Annotated in this window: 20 protein-coding genes and 1 pseudogene; 13 read left to right on the top strand and 8 right to left on the bottom strand. The window is 67.4% G+C overall.

The window, feature by feature from the left end:
* Positions 1-28 precede the first annotated feature (28 nt).
* From N2K99_RS02515 to N2K99_RS02530, 4 genes and pseudogenes are all read left to right on the top strand, one after another.
* Entirely contained in the window at positions 29-1,006 is a 978-nt protein-coding gene (locus N2K99_RS02515; RefSeq protein ID WP_227933767.1) for an ABC transporter substrate-binding protein, read from the top strand.
* Entirely contained in the window at positions 1,006-1,845 is an 840-nt protein-coding gene (locus tag N2K99_RS02520; RefSeq protein ID WP_227933768.1) for an ABC transporter permease, read from the top strand. Before N2K99_RS02515 ends, N2K99_RS02520 begins: the two co-directional genes overlap by 1 nt.
* Positions 1,842-2,615, top strand: a complete 774-nt coding sequence (locus N2K99_RS02525) for an ABC transporter permease (protein WP_227922864.1) — start codon at positions 1,842-1,844, stop codon at positions 2,613-2,615. Before N2K99_RS02520 ends, N2K99_RS02525 begins: the two co-directional genes overlap by 4 nt.
* 181 nt (positions 2,616-2,796) lie before the next feature.
* Positions 2,797-3,480: pseudogene (locus tag N2K99_RS02530) on the top strand (ABC transporter ATP-binding protein); the annotation flags it as partial.
* Between the two features lie 64 nt (positions 3,481-3,544).
* On the opposite strand, the gene N2K99_RS02535 reads toward N2K99_RS02530, so the two are convergent.
* A complete protein-coding gene (locus N2K99_RS02535) occupies positions 3,545-4,507 on the bottom strand; it encodes a catechol 2,3-dioxygenase (RefSeq protein ID WP_227933770.1) in 963 nt (320 codons plus the stop codon).
* A 124-nt stretch (positions 4,508-4,631) separates the two neighbouring features.
* The gene (locus N2K99_RS02540) at positions 4,632-5,414 is read right to left on the bottom strand and encodes an NAD(P)-dependent oxidoreductase (protein ID WP_227933771.1); all 783 of its coding nucleotides are present in this window, start codon (positions 5,412-5,414) and stop codon (positions 4,632-4,634) included.
* Positions 5,415-5,575: 161 nt separating this feature from the next.
* Here N2K99_RS02540 and N2K99_RS02545 point away from each other — a divergent pair, with 161 nt between their 5' ends.
* The 4 genes from N2K99_RS02545 (at position 5,576) to ligK (ending at position 9,262) form a co-directional block, all read left to right on the top strand.
* Positions 5,576-6,241 (top strand): GntR family transcriptional regulator, encoded by a 666-nt coding sequence (locus N2K99_RS02545; protein ID WP_227933772.1) that lies wholly within the window; start codon positions 5,576-5,578, stop codon positions 6,239-6,241.
* A 99-nt stretch (positions 6,242-6,340) separates the two neighbouring features.
* Positions 6,341-7,534, top strand: a complete 1,194-nt coding sequence (locus tag N2K99_RS02550; protein ID WP_227933773.1) for a 4-oxalomesaconate tautomerase — start codon at positions 6,341-6,343, stop codon at positions 7,532-7,534.
* A complete protein-coding gene (locus N2K99_RS02555) occupies positions 7,531-8,586 on the top strand; it encodes an amidohydrolase family protein (RefSeq protein WP_227933774.1) in 1,056 nt (351 codons plus the stop codon). The genes N2K99_RS02550 and N2K99_RS02555 overlap by 4 nt, the downstream gene beginning before the upstream one ends.
* Positions 8,579-9,262, top strand: coding sequence for a 4-carboxy-4-hydroxy-2-oxoadipate aldolase/oxaloacetate decarboxylase (gene ligK / locus N2K99_RS02560; protein WP_227922880.1), 684 nt, complete (start codon positions 8,579-8,581; stop codon positions 9,260-9,262). The genes N2K99_RS02555 and ligK overlap by 8 nt, the downstream gene beginning before the upstream one ends.
* Here ligK and N2K99_RS02565 read toward each other — a convergent pair.
* A complete protein-coding gene (locus N2K99_RS02565; protein WP_227933775.1) occupies positions 9,259-9,897 on the bottom strand; it encodes a GNAT family N-acetyltransferase in 639 nt (212 codons plus the stop codon). The genes ligK and N2K99_RS02565 overlap by 4 nt on opposite strands.
* A 60-nt stretch (positions 9,898-9,957) precedes the next feature.
* Positions 9,958-10,461 carry a GNAT family N-acetyltransferase gene (locus N2K99_RS02570; protein WP_227933776.1) on the bottom strand — a complete coding sequence of 168 codons (504 nt, stop codon included), beginning with the start codon at positions 10,459-10,461 and terminating at the stop codon, positions 9,958-9,960.
* A gap of 203 nt (positions 10,462-10,664) precedes the next feature.
* Between N2K99_RS02570 and N2K99_RS02575 the strand changes: the two genes are divergently transcribed.
* The 3 genes from N2K99_RS02575 to N2K99_RS02585 all read left to right on the top strand — a co-directional run bounded on the left by N2K99_RS02575 (position 10,665) and on the right by N2K99_RS02585 (position 12,260).
* Entirely contained in the window at positions 10,665-11,210 is a 546-nt protein-coding gene (locus N2K99_RS02575; RefSeq protein WP_227922887.1) for a hypothetical protein, read from the top strand.
* A complete protein-coding gene (locus N2K99_RS02580; RefSeq protein WP_227922889.1) occupies positions 11,210-11,746 on the top strand; it encodes a hypothetical protein in 537 nt (178 codons plus the stop codon). Before N2K99_RS02575 ends, N2K99_RS02580 begins: the two co-directional genes overlap by 1 nt.
* 94 nt (positions 11,747-11,840) lie before the next feature.
* On the top strand, positions 11,841-12,260 hold the full coding sequence (locus N2K99_RS02585; protein WP_227922892.1) for a hypothetical protein: 420 nt from the start codon (positions 11,841-11,843) through the stop codon (positions 12,258-12,260).
* A gap of 28 nt (positions 12,261-12,288) precedes the next feature.
* On the opposite strand, the gene N2K99_RS02590 is transcribed toward N2K99_RS02585, so the two are convergent.
* Positions 12,289-12,765 (bottom strand): hypothetical protein, encoded by a 477-nt coding sequence (locus N2K99_RS02590; RefSeq protein ID WP_227933777.1) that lies wholly within the window; start codon positions 12,763-12,765, stop codon positions 12,289-12,291.
* A gap of 133 nt (positions 12,766-12,898) precedes the next feature.
* Between N2K99_RS02590 and N2K99_RS02595 the strand changes: the two genes are divergently transcribed.
* Together N2K99_RS02595 and N2K99_RS02600 are read left to right on the top strand one after the other, a co-directional pair.
* Positions 12,899-13,564 carry a peptidyl-tRNA hydrolase gene (locus N2K99_RS02595; protein ID WP_227933778.1) on the top strand — a complete coding sequence of 222 codons (666 nt, stop codon included), beginning with the start codon at positions 12,899-12,901 and terminating at the stop codon, positions 13,562-13,564.
* 42 nt (positions 13,565-13,606) lie between these two features.
* Complete coding sequence (locus tag N2K99_RS02600; protein ID WP_227933779.1) at positions 13,607-14,866, top strand: MFS transporter; 1,260 nt, start codon at positions 13,607-13,609, stop codon at positions 14,864-14,866.
* A 33-nt stretch (positions 14,867-14,899) separates the two neighbouring features.
* Here N2K99_RS02600 and N2K99_RS02605 read toward each other — a convergent pair whose 3' ends face one another.
* From N2K99_RS02605 to N2K99_RS02615, 3 genes are read right to left on the bottom strand one after another with little or no spacing between them, the layout of a single operon-like run.
* On the bottom strand, positions 14,900-15,658 hold the full coding sequence (locus N2K99_RS02605; RefSeq protein WP_227933780.1) for an SDR family NAD(P)-dependent oxidoreductase: 759 nt from the start codon (positions 15,656-15,658) through the stop codon (positions 14,900-14,902).
* Positions 15,659-15,680: 22 nt separating this feature from the next.
* The gene (gene nhaA / locus N2K99_RS02610; RefSeq protein WP_227933781.1) at positions 15,681-17,507 is read right to left on the bottom strand and encodes a Na+/H+ antiporter NhaA; all 1,827 of its coding nucleotides are present in this window, start codon (positions 17,505-17,507) and stop codon (positions 15,681-15,683) included.
* A gap of 2 nt (positions 17,508-17,509) precedes the next feature.
* Positions 17,510-18,277, bottom strand: coding sequence for a tyrosine-protein phosphatase (locus N2K99_RS02615; protein WP_227933782.1), 768 nt, complete (start codon positions 18,275-18,277; stop codon positions 17,510-17,512).
* Between the last annotated feature and the right edge of the window lie 122 nt (positions 18,278-18,399).

An 18,399-nucleotide genomic window follows, 5' to 3' on the forward strand; every position in this document is an offset into this window, starting at 1 on the left:
CTTTTTACACGGAAACCGGGGAATGACAATGAAGCCAATTCTTAGGATGCTCGCCGCCTCCACCGCGGTCCTGGCTCTTGCCGCCTGCGGCTCGGGGTCGCCCAGCGGGGAGGCCGAAGATACCGGCGAGGCCGGTGGCGGGGACCTCACCCAGGTGACGGTCGGAGTCATTCCCATCGTCGACGTGGCACCGATCTACCTCGGCGTCCAGGAGGGCTTCTTCGAAGAGGAAGGCCTGGAGCTGGAACTGCAGCCGGCCCAGGGCGGCGCGGCCATTGTTCCGGCCGTCATGAGCGGGAGCATGGACTTCGGCTTCAGCAACATTTCCTCGATGCTGGTGGCCAAGTCCAAGGGCCTGGATGTGCAGGTGGTGACCGCCGGAGCGGCGTCGACAGGCGAGGACGGCGCCGATTTCGGCGGCATCCTGGTTAACCCGGATGCCGGGATCGAGACGGCGGCGGACCTTGCGGGCAAGAAGGTGGCCGTGAACACGCTCAACAACATCAACGACACCACCGTCCGCGCGGCCGTGCGCAAGGCAGGCGGCGACCCGTCGGGCATCGAGTTCGTTGAGCTGGCCTTCCCCGATATGCAGGCTGCCCTGGAACGCGGCCAGGTGGACGCCATCCAGGTGGTGGAGCCCTTCCTGACGGGCGGGCAGAATGCCGGGTCCACTCCGATCGCGTCCAACTACGTGGATACCGCGGAGGACCTGACCGTCGCCGGCTACTTCACGACGTCGGCGAAGGCCGAGGATGATGCCGAAACAGTGGAGAAATTCACGGCGGCCATGAACAAGTCCCTGGAATACGCGGAGGAGAACCCGGACGCTGTCCGCGAGGTCCTGCTCACCTACACGAAGATCGACGCAGAGACGGCGAAGGCACTCACCCTGCCCAGCTTCACCACGGAGATCAACCGTGCCGGCGTGGAAACGCTTGCGGAGCTTTCGCTCAGTGACGGTTTGATCAGTGAAGAGCCGAAGCTGGATGAGTTGCTGCCGTAATGAGTACTGACGTGCTGAAACCCGGCCGGGCTGCGCAGCCACGCGCAGCCCGGCCGGGTGCGCGCCGCCCCGTGCCGAAGCCGGTGCTGGGCCTGGTCGGGGTCCTTGGCTTCCTGCTGATCTGGGAACTGGTTCCAAGGCTTGGCCTGGTCCAGCCCCGCTTCCTGCCCCCTGCCTCGGAAGTCATCCTCGCCCTCGCCCGGGACTTCGGGCTGACTGCCTTCTGGGTGGCCGTGGGACACACCCTGATGGCCTGGGCCATCGGCCTGGCAGCCGCCGTCGTCGCCGCCGGCATCCTGGGCCTGGTGATCGGCATGAGTCCGTTCCTGCGCCGCTTTACCAACTCCACCATCGAGTTCCTGCGCCCGGTTCCGTCGGTGGCGCTGATCCCGCTGGCCGTGCTGCTGTTCGGCGTCAAAATCGAATCTTCTTTGATGCTGATCATCTATGCCTGCTTCTGGCAGGTGCTGATCCAGGTGCTCTACGGGGTGGCCGACGTCGACAATGTGGCAACGCAGACGGCACAGTCCTACGGCTTCTCCAAGCTGCAGCGGATCCGGCACGTGGTGTTTCCCACCGTGCTGCCGTACCTGATGACGGGCATCCGCCTGGCGGCCTCCGTGGCGCTGATCCTGGCCATCACCGCCGAGCTGATCATCGGCTCTCCCGGGCTCGGGCGTGAAATTGCGGACGCCCAATCCGGCGGTGCCATCTCCGGCATGTATGCCCTGGTGCTGGCCACCGGCCTGCTGGGCGTGGCGATCAATATCGTGATGCGCCAGGCGGAGCAGCGCCTGTTGTCCTGGCATCCGTCCGTCCGTGGAGAGGTGGTGCTGTGAAGACGCTCAAGAGCCTTGCCTACGTGGTTGCGCTGCCCCTGCTGCTGGTGCTCCTGTGGTGGGCTTCCACCCGCGGCGAACCGAACTTCTTCGTGCCCACACCCTCCGCCCTGGTGGATGTCTTCGGTCCCACCTGGTTTGAGGGACGGATCACCGGGGATGTCCTGCCGTCGCTGGGAAGGCTGCTCGCCGGGCTCGCCATCGCGATCATCCTGGGCATCGTCGTCGGGCTGCTGGTGGGCCTGAACCGGACGCTGCGGGCGCTCACCGAACCCGTGTTCGAGTTCTTCCGTGCCCTGCCGCCTCCGGTGCTGGTTCCGGTGCTGATCCTGCTGGTGGGCCTGAATGACGGCATGAAGGTTGCCGTGATTGTGGTCGGCTGCATCTGGCCGGTGCTGTTGAACACCATCGAAGGGGTGCGCTCCATTGATCCGGTGCAGAACGAAACGACCCGTTCCTACGGCATCTCCGGGTTGAACCGGATCCGCTACCAGGTGCTGCCCTCTGCCGCACCGACGATCATGGCCGGTATCCGGCAGTCGCTGTCCATTGGCCTGATCCTTATGGTCATTTCGGAAATGTTCGGTTCCTCCTCGGGGCTGGGCTTCACTATCCTGCAGTTCCAGCGGTCCTTCGCCATCCCGGAAATGTGGTCCGGCATCCTGGTGCTCGGCCTGATCGGCCTGGCCCTGTCCCTGATCTTCCAATGGTGCGAACGGCGCGTGCTGCGCTGGTACCACGGCCTTAAAGAGGTAGAAAATGCAGCCTGATGCCATCTCCGCAAAAACCACTCCGGCGCCGGAGGGCACCGCACCGTCCGGGCGCACCCTGCCCGAGGGGGAGGCGCTGCTTTCGGTCCGCGGGCTGAAAAAGGTCTACTCCACCGACGGCGGCCCCATCGAAGCCGTCCGCAACCTCACCTTCGACCTGGGCCACGGCGAGCTGGCCTGCCTGGTCGGTCCCTCCGGCTCCGGCAAGACCACTCTGCTCAAGTGCATTGCGGGGCTGCTCGGAGCGACCGAGGGCGAAGTGCTGCTCGACGGTAAGAAGGTGACGGCGCCGCCCAAGAAAATGGCTGTGGTGTTCCAGGAGTACGGCCGCTCCCTGTTTCCCTGGCTGCGGGTCGCGGACAACGTGGAGCTGCCCCTGAAGAACGCCGGCGTGCCCAAGGCGGAACGCCGGCAGCGGGTTGCCGACGCGCTGGAAGCGGTGGGACTGGAGCACGTGCCCAAGTCCTACCCCTGGCAGCTGTCGGGAGGCATGCAGCAGCGCGTGGCCATCGCCCGTGCCGTGGCGTACCAGCCGGAGGTGCTGCTGATGGATGAGCCGTTTGCCGCCGTCGACGCCCAGACCCGTGCCGATCTGGAGGACCTTACCCGGCGGCTGTGGAAGGACCTGGGCATGACCATCCTGTTCGTCACGCACGACATCGACGAATCCGTGTACCTCGGTGAACGCGTCATCATCCTGTCCTCCTCGCCCACCGTGGTGCAGGAGGACATCCGAATCGATCTCCCGGAGGACCGCGACCAGCTGGAGACCCGGGGGATGCCGCGCTTCACCGAGCTGCGCCACCACGTCTACGAGCAGATCCAGCTCGCCAAGAAGGGCCACCGGCCGGACGCGGCGCGCTGATTCCGGCAGAACGAACGACGGCGGCCCCTCCCGCGAAGGAGGGGCCGCCGTCGTTCTGCCAGGCTCAGTCGGCGGGAAGCTCCACCGGGGGAGTGCCGTGGGTATGGAAAGTGTCGATGGTCTTCATGCCCCAGGCCTGGCCCTTGGCACGCTCGGCCTCGGACCATTCGATGGTCTTCCAGTCCGGCGCCAGGATCAGGCGGGCACCGGCGTTGCAGAATTCGATCCGGTTGCCGCCGGGCTCATACACATACAGGAAAAAGGTCTGCTGGATGGCGTGCTTGTGCGGCCCGGTCTCGATGTGGATGCCGTTTTCCAGGAAGATGTCCGCAGCCTTGAGGATGTCTTCGCGGGTGTCGGTGGCGAACGCGACGTGGTGCAGCCGGCCGCTGCTGCCGGTCCAGTCACCGCTGTACACCAGGTCGTAGGACTTGTTGGAGAAGGTAAACCACTGGCCGGAAAGCCGGCCGTTGTCCAGCCGGATCTGTTCGGTGGGCTTGCCGCCCAGCACCTCTTCCACAAACCGGCCGTTCTCGGCAACGTCTGCGCCCAGGAAGTTGACGTGGTCCAGTCGGCGGGCGTTCACGCCGCGGCCCGGGAAGCGGTCCGCCTGGTTCTTCAGGGCCGGCCGGGACTCCTCAGTGGGGACGTGCCATTGGCTCTCGAAATAGATATCCATCGGATGCCCGTCCGGATCCGTGAAGGCGTAGGTCTTGCCCATGCCCGGACCGCCGTCGTGCCAGCCGACTCCGCGTCCTGCCGCCTCGATGGCCGCGACGCGGCGCTGCAGCGCCTCTTCGCTGGCGGCACGCAGGCCCAGTCGTCCGACGCCGGAGGTCTCATGGGCGGTGAGTTTGATGGTGTGGTGTTCGTAGTCATCCCACGCATGCAGGTAGGCGGAATCGCCCTCTCGGGCGACTTCGCGCATGGCCAGCAGTTCGGTGAAGAACCAGAGGCTCTTGTCGAAATCCGGGGTATAGAGTTCCACGAAGCCCAAATGGGCCACGTCGCGAAAAGCATCAGGCATTGCGGTTTCCTTTGCGGTCTGCTCAAACGGCACGGGCTTCGTTGCCGGCCTGCCGGTCCCGAAGCAGTGCTGAGAGTCAATCAGCGCCCCCGGGTATTGTCAACAATTTCGCAGACAATACCCGTCAGGTCGGGCCGGTGCCGTCCGCCGCCAGTGCGGACAGCCAGCTGAACGTACCTTCCGTCATCCAGGCGGGCGTGCCCAGTCCGCGGAGGTATGCCAATGAGTCTGCGACCTCGTGGGCACGCCGCACGGCGTGTGTTTCCGAGCCCTGAAGGAGGCGGGCCACCAGGTCCGGCCCGTCCGGGCCCAGCTCCCCGGCGATTTCCGCCAGGAGCCACTCCTCCGCGCCGGCCGCCTTCCCTGCGGCCCGGCACTCCAGCACCAGGCCGGCCAGCCCCTTCATGAAGACGCTGCGCAGCAGTTTGCGGCCTGCCGCGGCCCCGGGGGCGCCGGGGATCGTTTCCACGGGGGTGCCGAAGCCTTCCAGCAGGGCGGCAAACCTGTCCGCCGCGGTGCCGCTGACGAGGAGCGGGGTGCGGCTGCCGGCGCGGGGGACCGGTGCCATGACGGCCACGTCCACCAGATCCACCCCGTAGCCTGCGGCGAGTTCGGCGAGTCCGGCTTTGTCCTCCGGGCCGGCGGTGTTGAAATCCGCGAACACTGCGTTGACTGGAAGCAGCGGCAGTGCCTGCTCCGCGACACTGCGGGCAGCGGCGGCGCCGACCAGGCTGATGACCAGATCGGTTCCGTCAACGGAATCGGCGAGCGAGCCGAACTGGCGGATGCCTGCATCGCGTGCGTCGGTATACGGGTCATAGCCGCGTACGTCCGCCCCGGCCTCCGCCAGGCCGAGGGCGTACAGGCGTCCGGCTTCGCCCAGGCCCAGTACGGTCACCGCAGTCATGGTTGTGTCCTCTCGTAGCTGTCCGCCGATTATTGCCATGATTGTCAACAATTCCAAGCCGCGGCCGCCCGGCGGGGGCTGGGAGACGGTGATGCAGTGATAACTTGGCGTGACACTGAAAATGAGGGCGGGCGGGGTGCCGTTTCGCCGAGGAGCTTCGAATGACAGCAGATGCAGCAGCGACCACGAGTAACGCTGCGGAGGTGGCGGACGCAATCCGCACGGCAATTCTTGACGGCGAGCTGGTGCCGTCCCAGCGGCTCGTGGAGGCGGACCTGTGCACGCAGTTCAAGGCGAGCCGCAGCGCGGTCCGCTCCGCCCTTGCCGAACTCGCCGTCGAGGGCGTGGTGGAGCGGGTGCAGAACCGGGGGGCCCGCGTGCGGTCGGTGCCCGTGGAAGAAGCCGTGGAGATCATTGAGGTCCGCGGCGTGCTGGAGGCGCTGTGTGCCCGCAAGGCAGCGGAGCGGATTGACGCCGGGCAGGTCTCCGAACTCCGGCAGATGGCCGACGACATGGCGTCCGCCGTAAAGGCCGGAGAACTGATGCGCTACTCGGAGATCAACTCCAGGCTCCATCGGCGGATCGTGGAAATCAGCGGCCAGCGAACCGCCGGAGCCACCATCGAAAGGCTGCGGGCGCAGAATGTGCGCCACCAGTTCCGGCTGGCTGTCCAGCCTGGACGTGCCAACGTTTCGCTGCCGGAACACGTGGAAATCATTGAGGCCATCTGCGCCGGGCAGGGCGAGCAGGCTGCCCGCATGATGGAAACCCATATGGCGAGCATTGCCGATGCCATCCGCCGGACAGCCTCTGCGTCCGGGCACTAAGCCGTGTAGTACGCCTAGCGGACAAACGCCCTGTGGCTCCTGCGCCTGAGGTTGTCACCGTTATTGTCAACAATCTGGTTGACGAGGTACATTCTTGTGGTGCAGACCACAGAAGAGTCCTTGGTGCCGGGTCCCGTCCGCGGCAGTCAGTTCGGCATCCCCTGCTGGTTCATGCGGGGAGGGACCTCCCGCGGACCGTTCTTCCGCCGCGCCGACCTGCCGGCTGATTTGCATGGCGAAAGCCGGGACGAGGTGCTGCTTGCCGCCCTCGGGTCTCCCCACCCGCTGCAGATTGACGGGCTGGGCGGCGGCAATCCGCTCACCAGCAAGGTGGGGATCGTGGACGTCAGCAGCCGGGACGGGGTGGACCTGGAATTCCAGTTCGCGCAGCTGCAACCGACTTCCGACACCGTGGATACCACGGCCAACTGCGGAAACATGCTCGCCGCCGTCGTGCCGTTCGCCGTGGAGTCCGGCCTCCTCCTGCCCGGCGGGGATACCACCACTGCCCGGGTCCTGACGCTGAACACGGGCATGGTGGCCGAGATCAGCATCCCGACGCCGGCAGGGGAGCAGGGCCGGTTTGTCGAGTACGGCGGGGAGACACGGATCGACGGTGTTCCCGGTACGGCGGCGGCCGTCACCATCAACTTCCTGGACACGGCCGGTTCCGTCTGTGCCTCCCTGCTTCCCACCGGCAACGCCAGCGACACGGTGGTTCTCGACGGCGCGGGCCCGGTCCGCGTCACCTGCATCGACAACGGCCAACCGCTGGTGATGGTCCAGGCAGCGGACCTGGGCCGCACCGGCTACGAATCCGCCGCCGAGTTGAACCAAGACGAAGAGCTGAAACGAAGCCTTGAAGCACTGCGGCTCCAGTGCGGGCAGCTAATGGGACTGGGAGACGTCACCGCCAAGAACTACCCGAAGATGACACTGATAGCCCCGCCTGCACACGGCGGCACCATCACCACCCGCAGCTTCATCCCGCATGTCTGCCACGAATCCATTGGCGTGCTGGCCGCCGTCACCGCTGCCACCGCATGCGTCATTGACGGCACGGTGGCACGGGAAATCAGCACCGTTGCGGATGCCCGCCCCGGAGCGGACCTCACGGTTTCGGTGGAGCACCCCTCCGGTGAATTCACTGTGGCACTCGGGCTCGACCCGCAGGACCCCCAGCACGTCACCAAATCCGCGCTGCTGCGCACCGCCCGGCTGATCATGGCCGGCGAAGTTTTTGTCCCGCGCCGTCTCCAACAGGCGGCAGCAACAGAGGAGAACACCCGATGATCATCGATTGCCACGGCCACTACACCACCGCACCGCCGGCCCTGGGCGACTGGCGGGACCGGCAGATCGCTGCGCTCGCCGACCCCGGAACGGCTGCTCCGAACCCGGCGGACCTGGTCATCAGCGACGATGAACTGCGGGAAAGCATCTCCGCGAACCAGCTGCGCCTGATGGACGAACGCGGTATCGACCTGACCGTCTTTTCGCCGCGGGCCTCCTTCATGGCACACCACGTAGGGGACTTCACCACGTCTGCCGCGTGGGCGGCCATCTGCAACGAGCTGTGCTTCAGGGTCAGCCAACTCTTCCCGGACCGTTTTGCTCCGGCCGCCATGCTGCCGCAGTCAAGCGGAGTGGACCCGGCGTCCTGCATCCCGGAACTGGAACGCTGCGTCAACGAATACGGTGCCGTGGCGCTGAACCTCAACCCGGACCCTTCCGGCGGCTACTGGACCGCCCCTCCGCTGACGGACCGCTCCTGGTACCCGATCTACGAAAAGATGGTTGAGTACGGCCTGCCGGCGATGATCCACGTGAGCACCAGCGTGAATCCTGCCTTCCACACCACGGGCGCCCACTACCTCAATGCGGACACCACCGCGGTGATGCAGCTGATCCAGGGGGACCTGTTTAGGGACTTCCCGGAGCTGAAGTTCGTTATTCCGCACGGCGGCGGCGCCGCGCCCTACCACTGGGGGCGGTTCCGCGGGCTGGCCATGGCACTGAAGAAGCCGCCGCTGGAGGAGCACCTGCTCAACAACGTCTTTTTCGACACCTGCGTCTACCACCAGCCCGGCATCGACCTGCTGTTGGAGGTGATGCCCACCCGGAACATCCTCTTCGCCTCCGAGATGATCGGAGCGGTGCGCGACGTCGACCCGGGCACCGGGTTCAACTTCGATGACACCGGGCGGTACCTGGCTGCAGCCGGCCTGACCGGCGAGGAACTTGCCGATATCCGCGAGAACAATGCCCGTGCCGTCTATCCGCGCCTGGATGCGCTGTTGACCCGGCAGGGCCGTGAACCCCAAAGGAGCAGCACCCATGCATGAACTCGGAGTGGTCCACCGCAGCATCACCCGTGCCCCGCAGCCCGACGTCGAGGCTCTGGCCCCGTACGGGACCAGTACCGTGCACGAGGCCATGGGCCGGTTGGGGCTGATGCGCCCCTACATGCGCCCCGTCTACCCCGGCGCCAAACTCTGCGGCCCGGCGGTGACCGTGCTGCTGCAGCCGGGGGACAACTGGATGCTGCACGTGGCCGTTGAACAACTCCAGCCCGGCGACGTGCTGGTGGCGGCCTGCACCACGGAGAGCGAAGACGGCTTCTTCGGCGAGCTGCTGGCTACATCGGTACGTGCACGCGGCGGTGTTGGCCTGGTGATCGACGGCGGCTGCCGTGACGCCGCGGCTTTAGAGGAGATGGACTTTCCCGTGTTCTCGCGTGCCATCAACTCCAAGGGGACGGTCAAGGCGACCCTGGGTTCGGTCAACGTTCCGATAGTGTGCGCCAACGCCCTGGTGAACCCCGGCGACGTGGTGGTTGCAGATGTGGACGGCGTCGTCGTCGTTCCTGCCGACCGTGCCGGAGAAGTTGCCGAGGCGTCCCGGAAGCGGGAGGACAACGAGGCGGCCAAACGCGAACGCCTCGCCGCCGGGGAACTTGGACTGGACATGTACTCGATGCGGGGACCGCTTGAAGCGGCGGGACTGCGCTACATCGATTAGCCGCTGGAGGGTGGTGCGGGTTGGAAATCGATCCGCATCACCACCCGGCGCGGCGTGGGATGGCTGACCTGTTCAAATCCCGCTGCGGCGAAAACGCTGCGGCTGCCCACGAATAATTCGTCCCACGTCACGGTCCGGCCAGGTTCGGTAATCATCGGGTAGCCCTCCAGGGCCGAGGCGCCGCGCTCGCGGGCAAAATCCACCGCGGCTGCGGCCAGCGCGTAGCTCACCCCGCGGCGACGGTAGCCCGTGCGGGTCACGAAACAGCTCACCGACCAGACGCCGGCGTCAGCCCGGTTCTCCTCGCGTCCCGTCCATGGCACCCGGGAGCGCAGGAGGCGCGGGTAACCGGTGCGGGGTTCGACGGCGCACCATCCCACGGGCTCCTCGCCCAGGTAGGCCACCAGCCCCGTGGTCGGGGAATCCGGATCCCCGCAGCCCGTTTGCTCCTCCAACCGGCGCGCGCGTTCCTCCACCGGTATGCTCCGCCACTGGTCCGCGCTGGTCTTGAACCACTGGCACTGGCAGCGGTGCGGTTCCCCGCGTGCCCCGAACACTGCGTCAAGGTCTGCACGCGAGGCCTGATTGGCAGAAACAACGGTGAACTGATCCGCAATGGCAGGTGATTCCGGCATGGTGCCCTCCAACTCTTGGGCACGACAGTGCCAGTGCAGGGAACCGGTAGTCAACGCGCGTTATGGCAGCGGCGGCAGGGCACGCTTGAATCCGAGGTGCGAGGCTTCAAAGCCGAGCCGTGAATAAAAGCGGTGCGCGGACTCCCGCCGCGCATTGGAGGTGAGTTGGACCAACGTGGCACCGTTCCGCCGGCCTTCGGCAACCGCCCAGTCCATCATGGCCGCACCAAGCCCGTTGGACCGGAGATCAGCCCGCACATGGACGGCTTCAACCTGTAACCGGGTTGCCCCGCCGACAGCCAGGCAGGGGATCAGGGTCAACTGCAGTGTCCCGGCAATCTGCCCTCCCGGATCCTCGACCGCGGCCAGGAAATTGGCCGGATCCGCGGCAATGGCAGCATAAGCACGCAGATACGGCTCCAGGGGATGGGCGCCCGGCGCATCGGCCGGGGGCGGCGACGGCGTGTCGGCCAGCAGCAGCCGAACGATCGGACCGACGTCGTCGCGCTCTGCCCTGCGCACATGGTAGGAGCCGCCGAGCAACGCGGCGGGACGGATTTCCATGCCCGCAGTCTTCCACACGGTGGCAAACCGGCTCCATCCATTGACCGGGCGGGCCGGGCGCGGGCAGGGTTAATGGACCGGATGACCGTTGCCGCCGTCAGGACCCGTTTCTGCTTCGAATCCGATGCGGCACTCTTTCGCGGTCAGACTGTAGAGAGGCAGCTGTGGGCGAAAACCTGAGGCGGGTCCAAAGGATAGTGCAGGTGCAGTTCGGGGTTCCCGAGCCCCCGGACAGCTACGCCGAGACCTGCGCCCGGCTCGATGCGGCGATTGCCGTCACCGCCGCGCGCCAGGACGTGCTGCGGAACCAGGTCCGCGCGGCTTGGGAAGTGGCGCGGCACTACGGTGCGGTCGCGCGGTCCTACGAAACCCGGTTGAAGGCGTTGGAAGCCGTTGTTGCCGAGGAACGGCTGACCGCAGGCCAAGCCGTCAGCCTCGCCGCGACCGCGCGCCGCATGTATGACCTTGCGGTACGCGTTGAAGCCACGGCACGCCACCATTTTGAGGTTGTCCGTGCGAAGGAATCCCGTGTGGAGGAATTGATGCAAAAACTGACAAGTTCGAAGTCGCAGCTGAAGCTGGCACAAACGGCGGAGAACCACCGAAACCGGCTGCGTTCCCTCGAAGCGGCCGTCGAGCAGGACCCGATGACTTATAACAAAAGCCGCTCCGACCACGAGCTCCACGAGGCGGCCAGGCTCGCCCGCGAAGCAGAGGCATTGGCCGGGCTAAAGGGAGGCTGGTCCTGATGGCCGCGCAGATCCAACCGATACTGGTCACCGTGCCGCTCAGTCCACGGCATCCCCACTCAGTGCGAACCATCGTGGGCCTGAGCGTGGCCGCGATGCTGTTCCTCGTGATGGGCGGCGGTGACCTGATTGCACTGCTGATCGCATTCGGCTTTATTGTTCAGCCCGTCCAAGCTGTCACCGACAAACTCATCCGGTGGCCGCGGCAGGACCGTGCGGACGCAGAAGCCCTCACCGGAGTGGTCCGCGAGTACTTCTACAACGCACCCGCGGTGGACGCGAAAGGCGTCCGTGAACTGGTAGCGAAGCGGCAGCTGCAGGTCAACGACGACGGCGGCGGGCAGCTGCGCCTGGCGCTTACCGGGCGGCGGAAACCTACGGCGGCCGGCAGCAGGCCCGAGGCCAGGCTGTCCTTCAAGTGCGGCGACGTGGGGCTCATGGACTTCGACCGGCTGCTGCAGAACGCCGAAAACGATCCGCCGGTCCGGCGTGCAACTGACCGGATGCGCCGTCCGGGCACCGGGGCGGCTGCCTGAACCGGTACCGGTCCGGCGTGTCCTGTCGGGGTGGCCGTGCGGGGTGCCGGGGGCGGCGGCAAGGTTTGTGCCCAGCGGCTGAGAACATAGAAGTATGCAGACACTCAGCCTCAAGGAAGCCACCGCCCTCGCAGAACAGGCAGCAGCCGTAGCCGAGGCCCATATTCCCTACGGCTCCGGGCTGGGTGCCCCCGCTTCCTTCACGCTTGCCTGGCTGATGGCCTCCGCCGGGCTGGAGGGCGTGCGGGTGGCCAGCGGAAGCTCGGGCATGGGCGATCACTTCTGGGTGGAGACGGATCAGTGGCGCATCGACCCGACCCTGCGCCAGTTCGCCCGGCTGAACGGCCGTCCGCTGGTGGAACCGGTCAGTGAACCGGGTAACTTTGCCGCCGTCAAATACCACGCCGTGCCCGGTTCGCGGCAGGAAGCGGTCCGGGAGGTCTCCTACGGATTCCGGAACGCGGCCGAGACCGAGGACTTCGTCAATGAGATGGCTGCGGCCATCCGCCTCTAACCCGAGAACTTCCCATGCCGGCGATCAGTTACTGCCCGAACTCTTCCCCGGCGAGAGTGATCAGTTCTTCCTCATTGGACCTCACGTCCACCGGCCGTTTAAGGCCCCCGTTGGAGGTGTAGAACCACAGGGCAATCCGCTCATCCGGCCAGCCGGCTTGGCGGCCCATCCGGACCACGTCCTTAACTGTGGGAAGCACCCGCTCACTATTCCAGTCGAACTGGAAACCCGGATACAGGAACTGCTTTCCCCGCTTTACCACCAGGATCCTCCCCTTCCCGGTGAGCTGGCGGGCCATCGAATTGGGGCCGCCGCCGAAGCCCAGCTGTTGGGCTATCTGGGCCACGGTGTACAGGCCGTCCTCCCGTTCCATCGACTGCCACTGCGCCTCCGGTCCCGCCGTCTCGGCCGTGCCCGGGCTACGGGAAGAACCAAGGTTCGGGGAAGAACCGGGTGCCTGCCGCGGGGGAAGGGAACTGTGTCTCTGGGTTTCGCGATCGCTCATGCCGCGCACGCTACCGCGGCGGCAGGAGCAGGGGCAGAGTAGCGATGACATCCAAGGGGTCGACGGCGAGCCGGTCTGCGGAGCGGTGCACACCCGCACAGAGCGGCCCGGCGGAACATGGAAAACTGGAAGTATGCAGCCGTTCGACAAAGTCCAGCCCATCGTCCTGCTTGTGGACAAGACTGATCCCGCCGCCCACCGCGACGCCGTGGCCGCTGCCGCCGTCGCCAGCGTTCGGGCCTACACATCCACCAAGGACAGTGAAGCGTGGGAGAACTGGTTGTACGGCCGGTTTACGAAGACCGTCCGCCGGGCGAATCCCAGCACCTTCGGGCGGCTGGCCGCTGAAGCGCCGTCGGGGGCGGTGACGGTGGGCCGGGCGCAGGCCATCGCCTTCGAACCGGTCACCTACGACCAGATGCCCAAGAACCTCGCGAAGCTGCAGGTTTCCGGTACCCAGCTGCCGGATGACGCGCCGGCGCCCTGGCCGGGAAACTCCCCGGTGATCGTCCTGAACGCAGACCTGGACATGTCGACCGGCAAGGCGTCCGCCCAGGCAGCGCACGCGCTGCTGTCCTGGTACCTTCAGCTGGGCCCGACCGCCCGGCAGGCGTGGCAGGATGCCGGGGAACCTGCGGGAGTCCGCTTCACGGCCGGGAAGCTTTTCGCCGAGTTCGCCGCCCGCCCGGGAGCCGGGCCGCTGATTGTCGACGCCGGAATGACGGAGATTGCCCCGGATACCGCGACGGCGTTCGTGGAGTCGGCCAGCTTCAGCCCGGCCGCCGGGCTGCCGGTCTGACACATAGGTCCCGGTTGCCGGCGCCATGATAGAAAGACTCGGGTGAGCGAGACCAAGGGGACACCGGCAAACACCACCGCAGGCGGCCGCACCCTGCCGATCTGGCTGGTCGGCATCGCCGTGGTTCTGGTCGCCGTCAATTTGCGCCCGGGTGCGTCCTCCATAGGGCCGGTCCTGGCCGAGCTGCAGGCCGCACTGGACCTGGACGCCACCGCCGCCGGCGTGCTGACCGCGCTGCCGGGGCTGACCTTTGCCTTGGTGGGGGCGCTCGCCGTCGCACTTTCGCGCAAAACCGGCATCAACGGCGCCGTTGTCCTGGCGCTGGGGGCGGTGGCAGCAGGCCTGCTGGCGCGGGCGCTGGCAGGCTCCGCCGTGCTCTTCCTGGCGCTTACCGTGCTCGCCTTCGCCGGCATGGCGGTGGGCAACATCCTCGTCCCCGCCTTTATCAAGCGCCACGGCGGGTCGCGCCTGGCCCTGTTGAACTCCGTCTACGGCACCACGCTGGCCCTGGGCGCCAGCCTGCCGCTGCTGCTGGGCGGCGTGCTGGCCGGAAGTGATCCGGCCGGCTGGCGGCTGAGCCTGGGGGTATGGGGCGCAGCGGCCGCGGCGGCGTTTATCCCGTGGATTCTCGTGGCGCTGCGGGCAGGACGTGATCCGGTGGCGGCCGGCGAGCCGCGCCGGACGAAGGGCGCCCGGATGCGCTCGTCACGCACCGCCGTCGCCCTGAGCATCTTCTTCGGTGTTCAGTCCATGCACGCCTACGTCCAGTTCGGCTGGGCTGCGCAGATCTACCGCGACGCCGGACTGGAACAGGCGCACGCCGGACTGATGGCCGCGATCATTGCCGGCCTTGGCATCCCGGGCGGCCTGATCATGCCGGTGCTGGTGGCACGCTCGCCGCGCCTGCGGACCTACATTGTTGGCCTCGGTGTCTGCATGGTGGCCGGCTACAGCGGGCTGCTGCTGGCAGCGGACACGCTGCCCTGGCTCTGGGCGCTGTTCCTGGGCGTGGGCGGGTTCGCCTTCCCCACCGCGCTGGCACTGATCACCGCCCGCTCCCGGGAACCGCGGGTCACGGCCCAGCTCTCGGGCTTCATTCAGCCCGTCGGCTATTTGCTGGCCGCCATGGGGCCGTTCGCCATCGGCGCCCTGCACGATGTCTCCGGCAGCTGGACCCTGCCGTTGGCGCTCCTGATTGCCTCCGCCGCCGTGATGGTCGGGGCCGGCATCCGCGCCGCCGCACCGCTGTTCGTGGACGATGAACTGGCCGCGGTGCCGAGACGCCCGGTGAGAGGTTCGTAAGGACGGGCACGGGCGTCTGGACGTCCTCGGACGTCAGCGCAGGTGCGAGGCACCGTTGACGTCGATCACCGTGCCGCTGACCCACTCCGGAGCCGCCGTGGCGAGCCAGGCTACGGTCGCAGCCACTTCCTCCGGCTCCGCGACCCGGTTGAACGGACTCTGCGCCCGGATGGCTGCGCCGCTGGCCCCCTCCAAGGCGGGGCGGCCCATCCGGGTGTCCACGAATCCCGGTGCGACGGCGGCGGAGAAGATCCCATGCGGCGCCAGGGCCACGGCAAGGGACTGGGTGAGGGAGTGCAGCCCGGCCTTGCTGGCACCGTAGGCAGCGTTCTCCGGCTCGCCGCGGTAGGCGCCGCGCGATCCCACATTCACCAGCCGCCCGCCCGCCGGACCCGCGGGCCGCTGGACCAGATGCTCGGCCATCAGCCGGCAGAGGTTCGCCGGTGCCAACAGGTTGACGTCAAGGGTCTGCCGCCACGCCTCGTGCCAATCGGCAAAAGACCCGGACAACACCGGCTGGGCCCGGAAGATGCCCGCGTTGTTCACCAGGACGTCCAGGCCGCCGAGCTGATCCACGGCCTCGGCGAAGACCCGCTCGCACTCCGCGGGGGAGGACAGGTCCCCGACGACGACGGCGTGGCCCGTTCCGGGCAGCGTAGCGGCAACCCGGCGGGCGGCGTCGGCGTCGTGCCCGGCGTGCACCGCCACGGTGTGGCCGGCCACCGCGAGGGCGGCTGCGATTGCTGCGCCGATGCCCCGGCCTGCACCGGTGACCAAGGTATTTGTACTCATCGCCCGAGCGTACCGGCAGGCGCTACGGTTCGGCGGAACGTGATGCCTCCAGGGCGCGGATCAGGGTGGCGGAGTCGTAGGGGCCGTGGTGCCTGCGGTGCCCGATGAAGAAGGTGGGAGTTCCGTGCAGGTCCATCGACTCGGCGTCCAGGGCATCGTCCAGCACACGGTTGCTGACCTCTGCCGAGCGCAGGTCCGCTTCGAACCGGTCCATGTCCAGGCCCAGGCTCTCCGCCGCGCCCAGCAGGTCTTCCGGGAGCAGGTTGTCCTGGTTCTCGAAAAGGTGCGCGCTGTATTCCCGGAAGCGCCCCTGCCGGTCCGCGGCCTCTGCAGCTTCGGCAGCCGCAACGGCATTGGGATGGACCCTGGACAGCGGCAGATGGCGCCAGACATAGCGCAGCTCGGCACCGAAATGCTCGCGCACTTCCATGATGGTTCCCGTGGCCCGGCTGCAGAACGGGCACTCGTAATCCCCGTATTCCACAAGGGTCAACGGAGCATCTGCAGGGCCCACTACATGGTCCCGTGCCGGATCCACCGGCCGGGCCAGCACCTCACCCGGGGGAACGGCAGGGCGCCGTCCCTCCACGGCCCGGAAGATGGCGCTTCCCGCCGTGAACGCCAGAAGTGATCCGGCCAGGACCGCCACCCGTGCTTCGTTCTGCACCGCGGGGTCTTCGATGGCGAGGCCGATAATGAACAGGGAGATGGTGAATCCGATGCCGGACAGGGCGGCGCCGCCGGCAATGCGGCCCAGCGTCAGGCCGGGGCCGAACTCGCCGATCCGCAGCCGGTGCAGCACTGCCGCAGCCCCGAAGATGCCGGTGAACTTTCCCAATACCAGGCCGCAGACAATGCCCCAGGCGAGTGGGGAACGCAGGGCTAGTTCCAACGTTGGCCCGTCCAGCCGCACTCCGGCGTTGGCGAGGGCGAATACGGGCAGGATCAGGTAATCCACGTACGGGGTGTAGGCGCTGTGCAGGCGTTCGTTGATGGAAAGGGACTCCCGCACGCTGTGCACCGCCGCCCGGGCGTACCGGGAATTGGGGGACTGACGGAAGACACGGGTCTGCTCCAACGCGTGCTCCACGTCCCTGCGGGCGGGCGGAAACACGGGGACCAGCAGGGCAATGCCCACGCCCGCCAGGGTCGGATGCACGCCCGAGGCGTAGAAGGCCAGCCAGACCAGCACCGCCAGCACCGCGTATACGGCGCCGCGCCCGTACGGCAGGTACCGGGTCAGCGCAACGGCAGCCAGCCCGGCGAAGGCCAGCAGCAGCGGAACGGGTTCCAGATGGTCGGTGTAGACCAGGGCAATGATGCTGAGCGCGGCAACGTCGTCGACCACCGCGAGGGTCAGCAGGAAGATCCGCAGCCTGCCGGGAACCCGGGGTCCTGCGACGGCCAGCGCGCCCAGCAGGAACGCGGTGTCGGTGGAGATGACCACGCCCCACGCACCTGCATCTTCCGTGCCGGCCGTGAACAGCAGGAAGACTAAGGCGGGCACGGCAATCCCCGCGGCCGAGGCGACCACCGGAATCACCGCCCGGGACCGGTTGGTCAACTCCCCGAGGGCAAACTCCCGCCGCACCTCAAGTCCCACAACGAAGAAGAACACGGCCATGAGTGCATCGTTGACCAGCTCCCGGGTGGTCAGCTCCAGATCCATGCTGCCCGCACGCACCTCGACGGTGGATTCCCAGAACTCCTCGTAGGAGGCGGCAAACGGTGCATTGGCCCAAAGCACCGCCAGAATAGTTGCCAGCAGCAGCAGGGCCGCGGGACGCTTTTCCGCGCCGCCGCTGCCGGTGGCAGCGGTGGTGGCAATGCGGTGCGGGCGGGCCGGCAAGGCTACACCTGGGCGGGTACCGGCTGCACCAGCTTGCTGCGCAGGCCGCCGATCAGTTCGGACGTGAGGCCGCCGGACCGCAGCACCGCGGTAACGCCGCCCGCCCTGCCGTCAAGGGTTGCCAGCATGGACCGCATCGCGGCCGGGTGGGCGGCCAGTACGGGATGATCCGCAGGGATGTCATAACCGCCGCTGAGCTCAGCCAGTCCCATCCGACGGTAGACCTCCGGGAGCCGGGCCTGGGTCCGGGCGTAGTCCTCGACGACGGCCTCCGGTTCCGCACCCAGCACGGTCAGCAGCGCTGCGGCGAACAGGCCCGTTCGGTCCTTGCCGGCGGCACAGTGGAACAGGACCGCACCGGGGGAATCGGCCACGGCCTGCAGCCCCCGCACCAGGGCCTCTTTCTGGTACGCGAAGATCTTCGCGTACCACTGGCCCACCTGCTCGGAGGAACGGACCGACTTCAGGAGTTGCCCCGCCAGTTCAGGCGGGGCGTCCATGGAATCGGTCAGGGGCAGGGCCAGGTACTGCACCGGATGGTCTGCGGACGGACCGCGTCCGGTGCGTTCCGCTTCGTCAGCCGAGCGCAGATCAATGATCGTGCGCAGGCCCGCCTCCACGAGTTCGGCTACCTGCTCCGCGGTGGTGGTCGCGACGTCGTCGGCCCTGAGCACCAGGCCCGCGCGGATCTTCCCTCCGTCCACTGGAATCCCGCCCAGATCCCGCAGGTTCGCCAGCGGCGTCGGGGCAGGAATGATGGGGTTCGGCATGACAGGTTTCCTCCCGGGTGCCATCCGCCGGGCATGGCCGGCGGCGCTTGTGGCCACCATCTTAGGCACGATCGGCAACGTGTGCCGCGACACCCGACTATGAGGCACGGCTCACAGGGCGA

The organism is Arthrobacter sp. zg-Y1110, assembly GCF_025244865.1.
Classification (GTDB): Bacteria; Actinomycetota; Actinomycetes; order Actinomycetales; family Micrococcaceae; genus Arthrobacter_B.